Origin of the sequence: Marinomonas fungiae (assembly GCF_001418205.1) — a bacterium.
Taxonomy (GTDB): Bacteria; Pseudomonadota; Gammaproteobacteria; order Pseudomonadales; family Marinomonadaceae; genus Marinomonas; species Marinomonas fungiae.
In genome coordinates this window covers 329,546-345,670 of sequence record NZ_LIQF01000001.1, presented here as the reverse complement: position 1 = coordinate 345,670, position 16,125 = coordinate 329,546, and the positions used below count along the sequence as shown (strand labels likewise).

The 16,125-nt window shown below is 46.6% G+C and carries 16 protein-coding genes; 5 read left to right on the top strand and 11 right to left on the bottom strand.

From position 1 onward, the window contains the following. Positions 1–13 precede the first annotated feature (13 nt). A complete protein-coding gene (locus tag ASC49_RS01525; RefSeq protein ID WP_055461442.1) occupies positions 14–268 on the top strand; it encodes a hypothetical protein in 255 nt (84 codons plus the stop codon). A gap of 68 nt (positions 269–336) precedes the next feature. Here the strand turns inward: ASC49_RS01525 and purD are convergent, their stop codons facing one another. The 9 genes from purD to dsbD form a co-directional block, all read right to left on the bottom strand. Next, on the bottom strand, positions 337–1,626 hold the full coding sequence (gene purD / locus ASC49_RS01520; protein ID WP_055461441.1) for a phosphoribosylamine--glycine ligase: 1,290 nt from the start codon (positions 1,624–1,626) through the stop codon (positions 337–339). A gap of 20 nt (positions 1,627–1,646) precedes the next feature. Beyond that, positions 1,647–3,215: a bifunctional phosphoribosylaminoimidazolecarboxamide formyltransferase/IMP cyclohydrolase gene (gene purH, locus ASC49_RS01515; protein ID WP_055461440.1), complete on the bottom strand. Its 1,569-nt coding sequence runs from the start codon at positions 3,213–3,215 to the stop codon at positions 1,647–1,649. A gap of 84 nt (positions 3,216–3,299) precedes the next feature. Next, positions 3,300–3,578 carry a DNA-binding transcriptional regulator Fis gene (fis, locus tag ASC49_RS01510; protein ID WP_055461630.1) on the bottom strand — a complete coding sequence of 93 codons (279 nt, stop codon included), beginning with the start codon at positions 3,576–3,578 and terminating at the stop codon, positions 3,300–3,302. Between the two features lie 100 nt (positions 3,579–3,678). Then, a complete protein-coding gene (dusB, locus tag ASC49_RS01505) occupies positions 3,679–4,644 on the bottom strand; it encodes a tRNA dihydrouridine synthase DusB (protein ID WP_245624601.1) in 966 nt (321 codons plus the stop codon). A 153-nt stretch (positions 4,645–4,797) separates the two neighbouring features. Next, positions 4,798–6,228, bottom strand: coding sequence for a DUF3426 domain-containing protein (locus ASC49_RS01500; RefSeq protein WP_055461438.1), 1,431 nt, complete (start codon positions 6,226–6,228; stop codon positions 4,798–4,800). Positions 6,229–6,250: 22 nt separating this feature from the next. Further along, the gene (gene prmA / locus ASC49_RS01495) at positions 6,251–7,138 is read right to left on the bottom strand and encodes a 50S ribosomal protein L11 methyltransferase (RefSeq protein ID WP_055461437.1); all 888 of its coding nucleotides are present in this window, start codon (positions 7,136–7,138) and stop codon (positions 6,251–6,253) included. A gap of 95 nt (positions 7,139–7,233) precedes the next feature. Continuing rightward, positions 7,234–8,574, bottom strand: coding sequence for an acetyl-CoA carboxylase biotin carboxylase subunit (gene accC, locus ASC49_RS01490; RefSeq protein ID WP_055461436.1), 1,341 nt, complete (start codon positions 8,572–8,574; stop codon positions 7,234–7,236). A 21-nt stretch (positions 8,575–8,595) separates the two neighbouring features. Next, on the bottom strand, positions 8,596–9,039 hold the full coding sequence (gene accB / locus ASC49_RS01485; protein ID WP_055461435.1) for an acetyl-CoA carboxylase biotin carboxyl carrier protein: 444 nt from the start codon (positions 9,037–9,039) through the stop codon (positions 8,596–8,598). 210 nt (positions 9,040–9,249) lie between these two features. Beyond that, entirely contained in the window at positions 9,250–11,079 is a 1,830-nt protein-coding gene (gene dsbD / locus ASC49_RS01480) for a protein-disulfide reductase DsbD (protein ID WP_055461434.1), read from the bottom strand. Positions 11,080–11,177: 98 nt separating this feature from the next. On the opposite strand from dsbD, the gene ASC49_RS01475 reads away from it, so the two are divergent. The 3 genes from ASC49_RS01475 to ASC49_RS01465 are packed head-to-tail and all read left to right on the top strand — an operon-like array spanning position 11,178 to position 13,525. After that, positions 11,178–11,963, top strand: a complete 786-nt coding sequence (locus tag ASC49_RS01475) for a hypothetical protein (RefSeq protein WP_055461433.1) — start codon at positions 11,178–11,180, stop codon at positions 11,961–11,963. 15 nt (positions 11,964–11,978) lie between these two features. Next, positions 11,979–13,019 (top strand): DUF2333 family protein, encoded by a 1,041-nt coding sequence (locus ASC49_RS01470; RefSeq protein WP_055461432.1) that lies wholly within the window; start codon positions 11,979–11,981, stop codon positions 13,017–13,019. A gap of 11 nt (positions 13,020–13,030) precedes the next feature. Next, positions 13,031–13,525, top strand: coding sequence for a GNAT family N-acetyltransferase (locus ASC49_RS01465; RefSeq protein WP_055461431.1), 495 nt, complete (start codon positions 13,031–13,033; stop codon positions 13,523–13,525). 2 nt (positions 13,526–13,527) lie between these two features. On the opposite strand, the gene ASC49_RS01460 is transcribed toward ASC49_RS01465, so the two are convergent. Further along, positions 13,528–14,874 (bottom strand): anti-phage deoxyguanosine triphosphatase, encoded by a 1,347-nt coding sequence (locus ASC49_RS01460; RefSeq protein WP_141656767.1) that lies wholly within the window; start codon positions 14,872–14,874, stop codon positions 13,528–13,530. A gap of 111 nt (positions 14,875–14,985) precedes the next feature. Between ASC49_RS01460 and ASC49_RS01455 the strand changes: the two genes are divergently transcribed. After that, positions 14,986–15,288 (top strand): LysR family transcriptional regulator, encoded by a 303-nt coding sequence (locus ASC49_RS01455; protein ID WP_055461430.1) that lies wholly within the window; start codon positions 14,986–14,988, stop codon positions 15,286–15,288. 24 nt (positions 15,289–15,312) lie between these two features. Here ASC49_RS01455 and ASC49_RS01450 read toward each other — a convergent pair whose 3' ends face one another. Next, positions 15,313–16,047, bottom strand: coding sequence for a phosphoadenylyl-sulfate reductase (locus ASC49_RS01450; protein ID WP_055461429.1), 735 nt, complete (start codon positions 16,045–16,047; stop codon positions 15,313–15,315). Positions 16,048–16,125: the final 78 nt, after the last annotated feature.

Sequence of the window (16,125 nt, the reverse complement as noted above, 5' to 3'; positions counted from 1 at the left end):
GTTAGGGTGTGAAATGCTATATCCAATCTTGGTCGAATATTATGTCTGGTGGTGTATCGCACTGTTAGTGGTGACTTGGTTTACCCGTGTACATCAAGGGCAGACCCGTAGTAATTTTTTATATGGCTATGCAATGTTAGGCGCTCTGGGTTTTTTACTAGACTTAGATTGGATGGGTGGCGTGATTTTTGGATTAATTGTATTGGAAGTCGGAAAGAAATTTAAAGCCTGGCTGGATAAAAAGCAGGCAGGTTTGGGTAAAAAGTAGATATTCGAGATGAAAAAAAGGCCACGCAAGTGGCCTTTTTAGTTTAACGTTCTATTGGAAACGCGGAATTATTTCGCTTGCTCACGCGAAACGGCGCGGTGACCAATGTCAGTACGGAAGTAAACGTTATCCCAAGAGATTTGTTTTACAACGTCGTATGCACCTGCTTGCGCCTCGGCAACGGTCTCACCAAGAGAGACTGCACAAAGTACACGGCCGCCATTAGTGACAACGTTGCCATCTTTAGATGCGGTGCCAGCGTGGAATACTTTCTGGTGCTCTGGAAGTGTTGCGTCGTGACCAGAAATCACGTCACCTTTGTTGTAAGAAGCAGGGTAGCCGCCAGCAGCCAGCACAACACCTAGACTAGCGCGTGGGTCCCAATCTGCTTCAATAGAATCAAGCTCACCATTAACGGCAGCAAGACACATTTCGACAAGGTCTGAACGAAGACGCATCATGATAGGTTGAGTTTCAGGGTCACCAAAACGGCAGTTGAACTCAAGAACTTTTGGCGTGCCGTCAGTAGCGACCATAACACCCGCGTATAAGAAACCACGGTAGCGGTTACCTTCGGCATTCATGCCTTTAACGGTTGGCATGATCACTTCATTCATAATGCGATCATGCATCTCAGGCGTTACAACAGGGGCAGGAGAGTAAGCACCCATGCCGCCAGTATTAGGGCCAGTGTCACCATTATCACGAGCTTTGTGATCTTGGCTAGAAGCCATTGGTAGCACGCTTTCACCGTCAACCATAACGATAAAGCTTGCTTCTTCACCAATTAGACACTCTTCAACCACAACTCGTGAGCCAGCCTCGCCAAAGGCGTTGCCAGCTAGCATATCTTCGACGGCAGCAATGGCTTCTGCTTCCGTTTGTGCAACGATAACGCCCTTGCCAGCAGCAAGACCATCCGCTTTTACTACAATTGGTGCACCTTTTTCTTTGATGTACGCAACCGCAGCAGGAATGTCAGTGAAATTCGCGTATTCCGCTGTTGGGATATTGTGACGGGCCAAGAAGTCTTTACTGAACGCTTTAGAGCCTTCTAGCTGAGCTGCGGCTTTGGTTGGGCCAAAGATCGGCAGACCCGCCGCGTCAAATGCATCCACGACACCTAGAACAAGCGGAGCTTCTGGGCCAACAATGGTTAGGCCGATGTCGTTGTCTTTTGCAAACGCTACTAAGGCATCAATGTCTTCTACACCAATGTTAACGTTTTCAACTTTTGCTTCAAGCGCAGTACCCGCGTTACCTGGAGCAACGAAAACCGTTTCTACGTCGGCAGATTGTGCAGCTTTCCAAGCAAGCGCGTGTTCGCGCCCGCCGTTACCAATTACAAGAACTTTCATGCTTGTTTCCTATGCCTATCTTAGTGACGGAAGTGGCGCATGCCAGTGAAGACCATTGCCATACCAGCTTCGTCTGCAGCCGCGATGACTTCGTCATCACGCATAGAGCCGCCTGGTTGGATCACAGCCGTAATGCCCGCTGCAGCAGCGGCATCGATGCCGTCACGGAATGGGAAGAATGCGTCAGACGCCATGACAGAACCTTCGACTTGTAGGTTCTCATCAGCCGCTTTAATGCCGGCAATTTTAGCAGAGTAAACGCGGCTCATTTGACCTGCGCCCACGCCGATTGTTTGGCCTGCTTTAGCGTAAACGATCGCGTTTGATTTCACGAATTTCGCGACTTTCCAAGCAAACAGAAGGTCTTTTAGCTCTTCTTCAGAAGGCTGACGCTTAGAAACAACTTTAAGATCGTCAAGTTCAATAGCACCGTCATCACGGTCTTGAACCAATAGGCCACCGTTTACGCGTTTGTAATCTAGTGCAGCTGGCTTGTCAGTTGACCACTCGCCACACTCTAAAAGACGAACGTTCTGTTTAGCTGCAACGATTTCAAGTGCCGCAACGCTGACTTTCGGTGCAATGATGACTTCAACGAATTGACGATCAACGATAGCTTGTGCTGTTTCAGCTGTAAGCTCTTGGTTGAATGCGATGATGCCGCCAAACGCAGACGTTGGGTCAGTTTTGAACGCTAGATCGTACGCTTCAAGCTGATTTGCAGCCGTTGCCACACCACATGGGTTAGCATGTTTAACGATCACACACGCTGGCTCTTGGAAGCTCTTAACACACTCAAGCGCTGCGTCAGTGTCAGCGATGTTGTTGTAAGAAAGAGCTTTACCTTGAAGCTGCTTCGCTGTGCTAATAGACGCTTCTTGTGGGTTAGCTTCAACATAGAAGGCTGCTTTTTGGTGTGGGTTTTCGCCGTAACGCATTTCTTCTTGCTTGTTGAATTGCAAGTTGAACGTACGTGGGAAGTCTTCACTACCGCCTTCTACTTTCTTACCTAGGTAGTTAGCGATGTTGCCGTCGTAGTTAGACGTGTGTTCAAAAGCTTTTACGGCTAGGTCGAAGCGCTGATCGTAAGTCAAACCACCGTTTTCTTTCAAAGACGCTAGGATGCCTTCGTAGCTTGTAGGATCAACAACGATCGCAACGTCTTTGTGGTTTTTTGCAGCAGAACGAACCATTGTCGGACCACCGATGTCGATGTTTTCGATCGCTAGTGGTAGATCGCAGTCAGGACGAGCGATGGTCGCTTCGAATGGGTATAGGTTAACCACAACCATGTCGATTTCTTGGATGCCGTGCTCTTGCATGATTGCACCGTCAATGTCACGACGACCCAAAATGCCGCCGTGAACTTTCGGGTGAAGGGTCTTAACTCGACCGTCCATCATTTCAGGGAAGCCTGTGTAGTCAGAAACTTCAACTGCTGCAACGCTGTTCTCAAGCAACAGTTTGTAAGTACCGCCAGTCGACAGGATTTCTACGCCTTGGCTAGCCAATTCGCGTGCAAATTCTACAATGCCAGTTTTGTCAGAAACGCTGATAAGAGCGCGTTTAATTGGAGTTGTGTTTGCCATTATGCTTCTCGCAATGTGATTAACGTTTTATTAAGTTAGGGGAACGGGTAAAACGAAAAAAGGGCGGAGTGCGCCCTTTTTTACTTACAGCATACCGTACTGCTTCAGCTTTTTGCGTAGCGTACCACGATTTAGACCTAGAATCGCGGACGCTTTGGTTTGATTGTCTTTAGTGTAGTTCATGACGGACTCTAGCAAAGGTGCCTCTACCTCAGCTAACACTAGTTGGTACAAATCAGTAACAGGTTGGCCGTCTAAGTGAGCAAAGTAGTTCTGCAATGCTTTTTCAACATTGTCGCGCAGGGTTTGTGATTGCTCAGTTGAAGCTGTTTGAAACGTTTGAGTATGTGTTTGATCTACCACAGAGTAACCTTCTATTTTAAAGCTAACCATTTTGAATAGACGTGCGTGAGATGGGTAATCTCGCAATCTCATTCAGGTACCAGAAATGTTTCCTAACGTGCTAAGAAACAAAGAATTCATTCAACAGATCGAGCTGTTCTTGCGCATCGTCGATGCGATTAAACTGGCTTCGAAATGGCGTTGTGTCTGCCAATGTTTGCAGATACCAGCCAACGTGCTTGCGTGCAATTCTTGCTCCCATGAAGCTACCGTAAAAATCATGTAACGCCTTAACGTGATTGATAACGATAGCTTGGACCTCATCCGTTGCTGGAGGTGTCAAAAGCTCGTTGTGTTCTAAGTAGTGATTGATTTCCCGAAATATCCATGGGCGTCCTTGAGCAGCGCGACCAATCATCACCGCATCGGCTTGCGTGTAATCTAATACTTGCTTGGCTTGTTCAGCTGTTTGGATGTCACCATTGGCAAACACAGGAATGGAGATTGCCTGCTTAATTTCAGCAATGGTGTCGTATTCCACTTCGCCTTTAAACTTACAAGCACGTGTGCGGCCATGCACAGCGAGGGCTTGAATGCCAGACTGTTCGGCTATTTTCGCAATTGTTAGTCCGTTACGTTGATCGGGCGACCAACCGGTACGGATTTTTAGCGTCACCGGAACATCAACACTACTAACGACGGATTCGAGTATTTTTTGAACGAGAGGCTCATCTTGCAACAAAGCGGAACCAGCTGCTTTATTAAGTACTTTTTTTGCGGGGCAGCCCATATTGATATCAATAATTTGAGCGCCAAGCTCTACATTTTGACGCGCCGCTTGGGCCATCATGATGGGATCAGAGCCTGCTATTTGTACGGATCGAGGTGCCACTTCCGCATCATGAACTAGGCGCATACGGCTTTTATTAGTATCCCATAGGCGCACATCAGATGTGACCATTTCTGAGACGACTAAACCGGCACCATACTGATGACAAAGGCGTCGAAAGGGTAAGTCGGTTACACCTGCCATTGGAGCAAGAATAACGGGCTTTTCGATGCTGTAATTGCCAATGCTAAAGGCCATGATGTGTCTAAATACCGAATCTGTTGTTAAAGATCTGCTACACCGTCGAGCGGGCGTGAATAATACCTAGGGGATTCGGTTTTTTGAAGTCTTGACAACTCAGAAATTGGCTAAAATTTGTGCTTATTTACAGGATGTTCAATAAATGCACATTTAGTAGGACTGAGTGTTGTCGGCAAACACTTTGATTTGATGGGTGACTGCCCTTGCACCAGGATCTTGAATCTGAATTACGATGTGGATAGGCGTGTTGGGTGGCATAAAGGTGATGTCTAAAAAGTCTTTATGCAAGTAGTTTTGCGGCGCGAACAAGCGGGCCGCGACTGGGCGACCATTGAGATCGTAGAACTCTAGCGCGAGCTTAGGCATGGCTTGGGCAAAGCTGCTACGGTTGGTCATGATGGCATTGACTTGCAAACTGTTTGCAAGGGTCGGGTGGCTCTGAATGCGGACATGCTCAATTTCAACGGCATTAACGTCTTCAAATGCAGGTAGAGTGCAACCTAGGTAAGAGCAGGCTGCTTTGTAAAATGCGCGAAATTCTGGTGAACGACTGCCTTGCTCAAAGTAGCCTGTCGCGATTTGTGTCACCAGCACGATTAAGGCAATTAACGATGCGAATGTCCATAGCCAAGTGTGCTTACTTCGTTTGCGATGACGCTTAGATGGCTCTTGTTCTGAGCCTGTTAAGGCGGCTAAGCTGTATTCAGCTGCTAATTGCTTCATTGATTCTTGTGAGGAATAGTCAGCATGACTCATGCTTTCATGTTTTGACACATCTTGAGCAAGCGAATGCAAGGCCTGCATGTAATCTGGCTCTTCCGCTTCTGGAGTAGAGACATATTGTTTTGTCAGGGGCGTTGTTGCTGGTTTTGATTTCGGTGTATCTGGTGTGCGGGCAGCTTTGGTTAATGCTTCACTGAAAATGGGCTTAGATTCCGGCGATTGCTCACTGAATTGAGCTTCAAGTTCGGCCAGCTCAACTTCCCATGGGGCCAATTCCTCAGTGCGCTCTTTTTTTGTTGGCTCTGGTTGCGGGCGTGAAGTTTTCGGGCGTTGAGGTTGGCGTGCCATTTGTGGTGCAGGCTTCTGCGGCGCTTCAGATTGTGTAGTTTGGTCCAAATCATCAAACAGCTCATCGTCAATAGGGCTGCCAATAAAACGCGCGCTGCTGTTTTTTGGGGGGGTATAGGGTTCTAAATCTTCTTCGTTAAAGAGTGTGTCCAGCCAATCTGGGTTAACCGTGCCATCGTCTTTAATTGTCTCGGTGGCAGGTGACTGCTGTGCAGACCTGTTTTGTTCGGGAGGTTGTTCTGGGGGCGTGCTTTCCCGTTGTGTCAGTTGGTCTTGTTCGGCTGTTGGCTTTGGCGTCTCTTGCTTGATTGGAGTGGGTTGTTGCGCTGCGTTGTTAGAGGATGTGGCTGCAACAGGTCTGTTTTCTGAAGCAGTTTGAGCAGGCTTGGCAGTAAAAATATGAAAGCATTGACCACAGCGTACCTTGCCTTTGGCCATATTAAGCACTTCCTGTGTGACACGGAAAGTGGTTGAACATTTTGGACAACGAGTGATCATGCTTTCTGACATAAGCCGTAATTTTCCTTATGGGCTACAACTTTTTCGCCACAATGCGAACCCATTCTTCTTTCTCAACGATGGACTCGATTTTAAACCAAGGTTTATAGGCTTCGACAACGGAATGCGCTTGGCTTTCTAAAATACCAGAAAGTGCAAGCAAGCCACCTTGTTTTACCAGCTTTGAAATAGTATCTGCAAGCTCCGCTAGCGGACCAGCAAGAATATTCGCCACGACGATATCGGCTTGTAGGTCACCTTCATACGGGGGTAACTTTACTTCATAGCGATCTGGGGCAATGTGGTTGCGCTCAGCGTTGGCTTGCGTTGCTTGAACAGCTTGAGGATCAATGTCGATCCCCACCATGTTATTAGCGCCTAACAATAGACCGGCAATGCCAAGAATGCCTGAACCGCAGCCGTAATCGATGATGCTCTTGTCTTGGCAATCGACAGAATCCAACCATTCCAAGCACAGGGCCGTGGTTGGATGGGTTCCTGTACCAAATGCAAGCCCTGGGTCAAGGATTAGGTTAACTGCGTTGGCGTCAGGTACTTCACGCCAGCTTGGGCAAACCCAAAGACGTTTACCAAACTGGATAGGGTGGTAGCTGTCCATCCACTCGCGAATCCAGTCCTTGTCTTCAAGAATTTCAATTTTTAAATCAATGCTTGATTCGTTCAGGTGTTCCGCCTTGTGTTCAATCACGCTACGAATCAGCTCTAGATCAGCGTCTGCTTCAAACAGGCCTGTGACACGAGTATGTTTCCATAAAGGTGTGGTGTTGAGATCTGGCTCGTAAACTGGGTCGTCATGAACGTCTTCAAAGGTGACAACCAATGCGCCGCATTTAAGCATGGCGTCTTCAAATGCAGGGACGTGATCTGGCGTAGTATGAACGCGGATTTGCAGCCAAGGCATGGGATTAAAGTCCTATTATGACTTAAAAAAGTCTGATTAATGCAATAGAAGGAGGGTACTACACCTCCGAGCGGAGGTGTAGTAATTGAGCGCAATTATAGGCCCAGTTTCTTTTCCAAGTAGTGGATGTTGACACCACCAGCAATGAAATTGGTATCAGTCACTAAATCTTTTTGTAGGTCGATGTTAGTTTTGATGCCGTCGATGAAGGTTTCATCCAGTGCAACTTCTAGACGCTTTAGAGCGCCTTCACGAGTGTCTGCAAAACAGATAACTTTCGCGATCATTGAATCGTAAGTTGGTGGTACTGAGTAACCGCTGTAAAGGTGAGAGTCAACACGAACGCCCATACCGCCTGGCGCATGGAAGTAGTTTACTTTACCTGGGCTTGGCATAAAGGTCTTAGGATCTTCCGCGTTAATACGCGCTTCCACTGCGTGACCTTTAAGCTTCACATCTTCCTGTTTAATAGAAAGAGGTAAGCCGCTGGCAATACGTAGCTGCTCTTTAACGATGTCGATGCCAGTTACCATTTCCGTAACAGGGTGTTCAACCTGAACGCGAGTGTTCATTTCGATGAAGTAGAAGCGACCATCTTCGTATAGGAATTCGAATGTACCTGCACCGCGGTAACCAATCTTGATACAGGCATCAACACAGGCTTGTAGACATTGAGCACGAGCATCAGGATCTAGAAGAGGTGCTGGCGCTTCTTCTAATACTTTTTGGTGACGACGCTGTAGCGAACAGTCACGGTCGTAAAGGTGAATTGCATTGCCTTGACCGTCTGCTAGTACTTGTACTTCAACGTGACGAGGATTAGTTAGGAATTTTTCCATGTAAACCGTGCTGTCACCGAAGTAAGAACCTGCTTCAGATTGCGTAACGCTGATCGATTTTAGTAGGCTGCCTTCGTTGTGTACAACGCGCATACCACGACCACCACCGCCCGCTGCCGCTTTAACGATGACTGGGTAACCGATTTCGCGAGCAATGCGCATACATTCTTCTGGATCCGAAGGTACCGGACCATTCGAACCAGGAACCGTTGGCACGTTTGCTTCACGCATCGCCTTGATAGCAGAAACTTTGTCACCCATTAGGCGAATCGTTTCAGCTTTTGGGCCGATGAAAATAAAGCCAGAGCGTTCTACTTGCTCTGCGAAGTCAGCGTTTTCCGCAAGAAAACCGTAACCTGGGTGGATCGCAGACGTATCTGTCAATTCTGCAGCGCTGATCAGTGCAGGAATGTTTAGGTAGCTGTCTTTTGATGGATTTGGGCCGATACAGATCGATTCGTCTGCAAGGCGTACGTGTAGTAGGTCGCGGTCAATCTTAGAGTGAACCGCAACTGTTTTGATACCGAGTTCTTTACAAGCGCGTAGGATACGCAGTGCAATTTCGCCTCGGTTAGCAATCAATACTTTATCTAGCATGATGAAACCTTTGGCAGGGGGTTAAATGATAGTAACAAGCGGTTGGTCGAATTCTACTGGCTCACCATCAGATACTAGGATAGCGCCAATTGTTCCCGCTTTATCAGCTTCGATTTGGTTCATCATCTTCATGGCTTCAACGATACAGATCGTGTCACCAACATTTACTTTTTGGCCAACTTCAATGAAAGATTTCGCGCCAGGTGCAGGAGATTGGTAGAAAGTACCAACCATTGGAGAGTTAACTGAATGGCCAACAATTGCTGCTTCCGCTGGTGCTGCTTCTGGAGCCGCTGTAGGAGCTGGCGCTGCTACCGGAGCTGGAGCCGCGTAAACCTGAGGGGCTGCTACTGGAGCTCCGCCACGACTGATTCGAACTGCTTCTTCACCTTCCTTGATTTCAATCTCGTAAACGTTAGATTCTTCTAGTAGTTCGATAAGCTTTTTGATTTTGCGAATGTCCATGTTGACTCTCTTTTTCTGTCTATGTATTCAGTCTATAACTGCTGACGAAGCAATCGTAAGCAGGCGGTACTGGCTATAAAAAAGTATTTTTACACACTCAGTGGTAGCCAGTTGAAAATCCAATTAGCCGGAAATTATCAGTAAAAACCGCGAAATTGTCCAGTTTTGTAGATAAAAAACCTATAACTGGAAAATGAGTTCAAAAAACGATCACTGGTAAACTTTTTCGTTGTTTTCATTTGACAGTAACGCTTGTAAACGTGCTTCTACTTCATCCTTGGTGGGCTCTCCGACCAAGGAGTAATTGTCTAATAAGTCATCTTGACGATTGAAAAACAGCATGGCGGGTGGGCCAAATAAACCAAAGTGTTTTAAGAACGTTTGATTCTTAGGGTTATTATCGGTCACATCAACCTTTACAAACGTGACTTGGTGCAGGAGAGGCAGTACATCAGGGTGCTTAAATACCTTCTCTTCGGTAATTTTGCAGCTTATGCACCAGTCTGCGTAGAGGTCAATCACGATCGGAAGCGTGCTTTGAGTTTGAATCTGCTTCAGTTCTTCTAGGGAGCCAATGGTGCGATAGTACGGCACTTCTGCATGAGGGTTGGCCTCCCCAGCACGGTTTAATGACAGCTGGTTTAAAGGGGTCATAGGGGTATGACTGCCAGATGTCGCACCGATAATTTCGACAAAACCGATCATGATAGCGCTGAGAGCAAATAACCAGCGGACCGGATGAGAATGTCCCGTTAACGTGCGGTGCAAAAAGTAGGATGCGATACCTAAACTGAGTAAGCCCCAGAGCCATAAATGGAAATCTTCTGATATCCAACGGTTAGCCAGCCAAATGGCAAGCCCAAGTAGCGCAAAGCCCATGAGTTTCTTTATGTCTTCTAGCCAAGCGCCATTTTTAGGGAGGACTTTGCTCCCTAAAGCCCCCACTAATAATAGTGGTAAGCCCATACCTAGTCCCATGCTGAATAGTGCTGCTGCGCCATAAAGTGGGTCTGATGTCGAGCTGATATAAAGCACTACCCCAGCCAGAGGCGCAGAAACGCAGGGAGACACGACAAGGGTTGCAAAAATCCCTGCGAGAAAGATGCCTAGGATTTTGGAGCGGCTATTCTGTGAGCGATTCGACCACTCATCTAAGCGAGTTTGTAGGGTACTTGGCAAGCGCAGATCAAATACGCCGAACATAGAGAGTGACAACAGTAAAAAGAGCGCAGCACTTAAAAGTAAAATAATGGGGTCTTGAAGGGCGGCTTGTAGGTTGAGCTGTGTGCCAAACCAGCCAGCCAAAGCGCCGATCAAACCATAGGTCAATGCCATCGCTAAGACATACACCGCGGATAAATATAAGCCACTCCACCCCTTAGCTTTGCTCCCCACAACAATCGCACTAACAATAGGGATCATGGGTAATACGCAGGGAGTTAAGGACAGTAATAAGCCAAGACCAAACATGACAATTAGCATTTTGCTGAAGGACGATTGGCTGATTAAACTGGTGACTTGCTGCGCCTCAGACGGTTTGAAAGCGGTTGCTGGAGTGGACGGTTCAACATCATCATTCAGTCGAGAGCTTGTTACTTTAGCAAACTCGGCAGACATGGGCACAGTTTGTGGCGGATAGCACAATCCCTTTTCTGCGCAGCCTTGGTAGCGGATAGTAAAGTTAATGTTGTTGGGTAAGACGCTCTCATCAACCTGTAATGGCAGTTTTAATTGGTGATGATAAACTTCTACCTCGCCAAAATAGGGGTCTTGCTTAATTTCGCCTTGAGGGATGTCGGCAAATTGTAATGAAGGTTCATCTTGACTATCGATTTTGAGTTGATGACGGTAAAGATAGTAGCCGTCGGTAATATGCCAAGTGGCCCATACTTGGCCTGATGTATCGCTGTTAACGGATAGGCTAAAAGCCTGATCGACCGGCAGGAACTCAGGTTCGGAGTTAAAAGGCGAGCTAAAGTTAAACGCCAAACTGTAGCTTGTAGAGATAAGGATCAATAACGCAGCGATGAATCGCATCATAGAGTAAGACTCGTTTTGTGCAACGATGGTTTATTCGTAAATAAAGGCGCTATAGACTACCAACGCCTGTGAAAGTTTCCAAACGCCTAGGAGTTCTCTTGATAAAAAAAGCGCTTTTCTTACTTACTTCGTCAATGTTTTTATCGGCCTGCACGACGTTACCTGGGTCTAACTGGTGGCACACGGACGCGCAGGTAACGTCTCAAGAAAACCAAAATGACGCACATAGGCAAGCACAAAGCCAGCGGACGCATGACAATCATGTAGGTACTTTGCGTCAGGTAAGTGCGACAGACCAGATTACTAAAGATTTAGTGAAAATGGGGCAAATTGCTCTCGCTGAGAATCGTTTGTTGAAGCCTGAAGGGGATAATGCCAACTTCTTTTTTCAAGTGGCACTAGGGCGTGATCCCGGGAACTATCAGGCGACCCTTGGAATTGCCACCATTGTGGAGCGTTATCTGGCTTGGGCGGCTAATGCCGCTAAAACGCAGGATATTGCGAGCGCAAGACGTTATCTGGATGCGGCGAAGCAGGTTAATCCTCGTGATCCCTTAATTGGTGAAGTTGAAGCTCAGATTCAACAAATCCAAGTACAGAAAAAACGGCAAACGGTGGCCGTGACAACGTCGCCAACGAACTCAGGAAATCTGTTTTATTTGTCTGAAAATCTTTTTCAATTAAGTGAAGAGAAGATTCTCGCACAAATACAGCCTATTATTGATCGAGTAGATCTGACTAAAGGATCACTTGAGATTTATTGGCCGAATGATAAGGAAGGTCGACTGCTGTATCAGATTATAAACAGTAGAACACCGGATTTTAGAGTCAGAGCGATGACATTTAACAGCTCTAGACGCGCAATTGAAGTTAAAGTTAATTAACATGGGAACACACCAATGGCGAAATTTATCGATAAGATAGCCTTTTCTTTGCCAGGCTTACCAAAAATGGGCAAGTCTGTTGCGGTTGCAGTGATATTACTGGTCATCTTTTTGGTTGGCTTAGGTGTTTACTGGGACACTGAGCCAGACCAGTTTGATGTGGTGGCGGAAGCCAAGGCTCGAGCGGAAGATCGTGGTTACTTAAATAACAGCAAGCAGTTAGTAACGGGTTATACCATGACGAGTACTCTGTACACGTTGGTCGATACCATGTTGGAAAAGAACGGCGGTTTTATTTCTAATGACATTATGCCGCCGGGTGTGTTCATGGACAACATGCCATCTTGGGAGTTTGGCGTGATGGTTCAAGTGCGTGATTTAGCACGAGCCCTACGTAAAGAGTTTAGTCGTAGTCAGTCCCAGTCTACTGAAGACGAGAATCTGAAAATTGCTGAGCCACAGTACAACTTTGATACTCGTAGTTGGGCATTACCTTCAAGTGAAAGTGAGTACCGCCGCGGTAATGCTGAACTTTTGAAGTATCTAGATCGCTTAGCTAACAAAGACGACAACGCACAATTCTATGCTCGCGCAGACAACCTAGCGGATTACCTATCTGATATGTCTACGCGTCTTGGTAGCTTGTCTCAGCGTTTGTCGGCAAGTGTGGCGAAAGAACGTGAAAACACAGATTTAGCGGGTGATACAACCGCACGTCAATCAACCGATGGTGCGGCCGTTCAGAACGTACAAACGCCTTGGACGCAGGTTGATAATGTTTTCTATGAGGCTCGTGGCGCGAGCTACGCAATGTTACATATTCTTAAAGCGGTTGAAGTGGACTTTGTTTACACGCTACAAGGCAAAAATGCGTTGGTAAGTCTACGTCAGATTATCCGTGAGCTAGAGTCAACTCAGGAAACCGTTTGGTCGCCAATGATTTTAAACGGCAGTGGCTTTGGTCTTTTGGCTAACCATTCGTTAGTAATGGCGTCTTACATGTCTCGTGCGAACGCGCAAATGATCGACCTGATTCGCTTGTTAGAGCAAGGCTAAATTTAGTTCCTATGTCTTCTCTACCATTGTCGGTGCGTCCTGCAACCCTAGAGGATGCGCCGACAATCCTCTCTATTTTCAGTGAAGCGGAAGCGCAAACCGACTTTAAAAGTGGCATCAATCTTATCGGTGTTATGGATTGGGTTGAGAGCGCCGACGAGCTGCGTCCTCTTTGGGTGTTGGAAAGCGATCAGGCCATCATTGGTTGGTGTTCGCTGGAAAACTTCTATGGTTTACCGTCCTTTGATGGGGTGGTGGAAGTGGCCATCTATATTCAACATGATTACCAGCGTCTAGGTTGTGGTCATTGGCTATTAAACTATATTGCCAAGCAAGCTGGGCACTTAGATATACACACCCTAGTCGCCTACGTCTTGATGGCAAATCACAATAGCCATACCTTCTTTTTGAAAAATAATTTCGAAACTTGGGGACGTCTACCGAATGTTGCTCGCTGCGGTGGGGTGCATGGCGACCTCGTGTTACTTGGTCGCCAGCTGGGGTGATACTAGATAGGCTCAAACACAGAGCCTGAACTCGGTACAAACAGGGTTTTGTACATGCGGCTGGCGTAGTCATCACTCATCGAAGCCATATAATCACAAATGATGCGCTGGCTGTTTTGTCCATCATCCAATGTTTTTAGCCATTCTTTAGCTAAATCTTTTGGGAGTAAGCGCGCTGGATCGGCAGCCACTGCTTCAAACATTTCTAACAGCATTTGTTGACCTTTATAAACCAACATCTGCACTTCTGGGCGCAAGATAATATGTTGCATCTCAAAGGCTTTTAAAATATCCAGTGCGGCTCGCTCTGCTTCAGGTAACGCTGCCTGATAACATAGCAAAGGATGCTCGAACTCGGAGTTTTCTGTAACAAAACATGTCGTAATAAACCAGCTGACCAGATCTCCAATCGCTTTTTTGCGCAAATGGCTCTGTTTGCTAAAAAGCTGCGTTTCTAATCGATCAAGATTGTCTTTTAAAAAGAGGGAGTCAATGGCATCAAGTTTAGGTTTTAAATGTTGTAACCACATCTCCCTAGTGACCATGCCAAGGACAATGGCATCTTCTAGGTCGTGAACACCGTAGGCAATATCGTCTGCCAGGTCCATAATGGAAGTATCAAAACCGCAATGCTGAGTGCGGCCGTGATAATCAGGTCTAACACGATTCACTGCGGTTAGCTTATCTCGGTCTTTTAAGTTAAAAGGCTCTAAAATCCACTCTAATAACTCAGCTTCTTCCTGGTAAATGCACTTTGGTGGTTGCCAATCTTGTGCTTTGAATTGGCGCAGACTGGACGGCTTATCAGGGTACTGACCAACAACATTATTGTGTAAAGCCGGGTATTTTAATACACCTAGCATGGTTCGACGTGAAACGTCCATGCCAAAGTGTTCTGAATAGGAGCCACGTTTGCCGAGGATTCGCAGGGATTGGGCGTTGCCTTCAAAGCCCCCGTATTCTGTCATCATGAAATTAAGAGCGACCTCCCCTCCATGACCAAATGGAGGGTGACCAATGTCGTGGCTGAGGCAAATGGTCTCCATTAAGGAATCGCTGGCTAGCCAAGGTTGGAAATCAGCTTCAGATGGATGCGAAGATTGCAAATGGTAAACAATGCCACCACCGATTTGAGCTACTTCGAGCGAATGGGTTAAGCGTGTGCGACTGTAATCATTTTGTCGTATGGCGAGGATTTGAGTTTTGGATTGTAAGCGTCGGAATGCTGCACTATGAATGATACGAGCTCGATCGCGTTGATATACGTCGCGGTGGTCATTACTTCTTTCTGTACGAGGGCCAGAACGGCGTGTCATCCAAGTGGCTAAGTCAAAATTGTCGTTCATCATGCTTTACTGCTCTGATAATACTGTCTTTCGAGTCTTTCATTAAAATACGATGTAGGTCAATGCCTGACTAAGCGGTAGGGGGCATAATGTTTACCATCATAAGGAAACATTATGCTAAATACTCAACATCTCATCACATTCAGAACGCTAGTCGAAACAGGAAGTTTCACGCAGACGGCCCGTAAACTGGGATTGACTCAGCCAGCGGTAAGTCAGCATATTCAAAAGCTAGAAAAGGGACTCGGTGAGCCTCTATTGATTCGTCATGGACGCTCGACAGAACTCACTGAAGCTGGGGAAGTGCTGTACCGGCATGTACAGGATTTAGGTAATTGCTACGAAGAATTTGTGAATCAATGGCAAAGTTATGTAGCCCACAAAGAAGCAGCACATCCTTCAAGAAAAAGTGCCTAAAGATTTCTCTTTAGGCACTTTTTATTAAGCTTGTTTAGTCGGAATTAGGTTTCCGATATGCAGGCCACATTCTTTGTGCTCTGACTCTTCCCACCACCAGCGGCCTTCGCGTTCATGCTGGTTTGGCAATACTGGGCGAGTGCAAGGTTCACAACCAATGCTAGTGAAGCCTTTTTGATGTAGCTCGTTAAATGGTACTTCAAACACTTTGATGTAGTTCCATACATCTTCTGAAGACCAGTTTGCCAATGGGTTAAACTTGTAAAGAGGGCTTTCCTCTGTACCAAATGCACTGTCCAGTTCTGCAAAATCTAGCTGGTTACGAGTACCATGACTCTGATCTTTACGCTGACCTGTGATCCATGCATCCAATGTTGCAAGCTTCTTACGTAGCGGTGCCACTTTACGAACGCCACAACATTCCTTATGGCCATCTTCGTAGAAACTAAACAGACCTTTCTCTTTGGTGAAGGCTTCTAGCTTTTCGGCATCCGGTGACATGATGTCAATGTTGATATTGTAGTGTTTGCGGACCTGGTCAATATAGCGGTAAGTTTCTGGATGCAGGCGGCCAGTATCGAGTGAAAAAACTTGCACGTCTTTTTTGGCTTTCACGGCCATGTCGATCAGTACAACGTCTTCAGCACCGCTGAAAGAAATAGCGATGTTGTCGAATTCTTTTAGTGCGCTGTGAATAATCTTTTGAGCTTCATCTGCCTTGTGATGTTGGACGAATGCTTCTAGGTCAAAGTTGGACATGGTTTGCTATCCTAGTCTTGATCAAATTTGGCTGTACCATAGCAAGTTCAAAGCGGGATATAAAATACAAATGCCGCC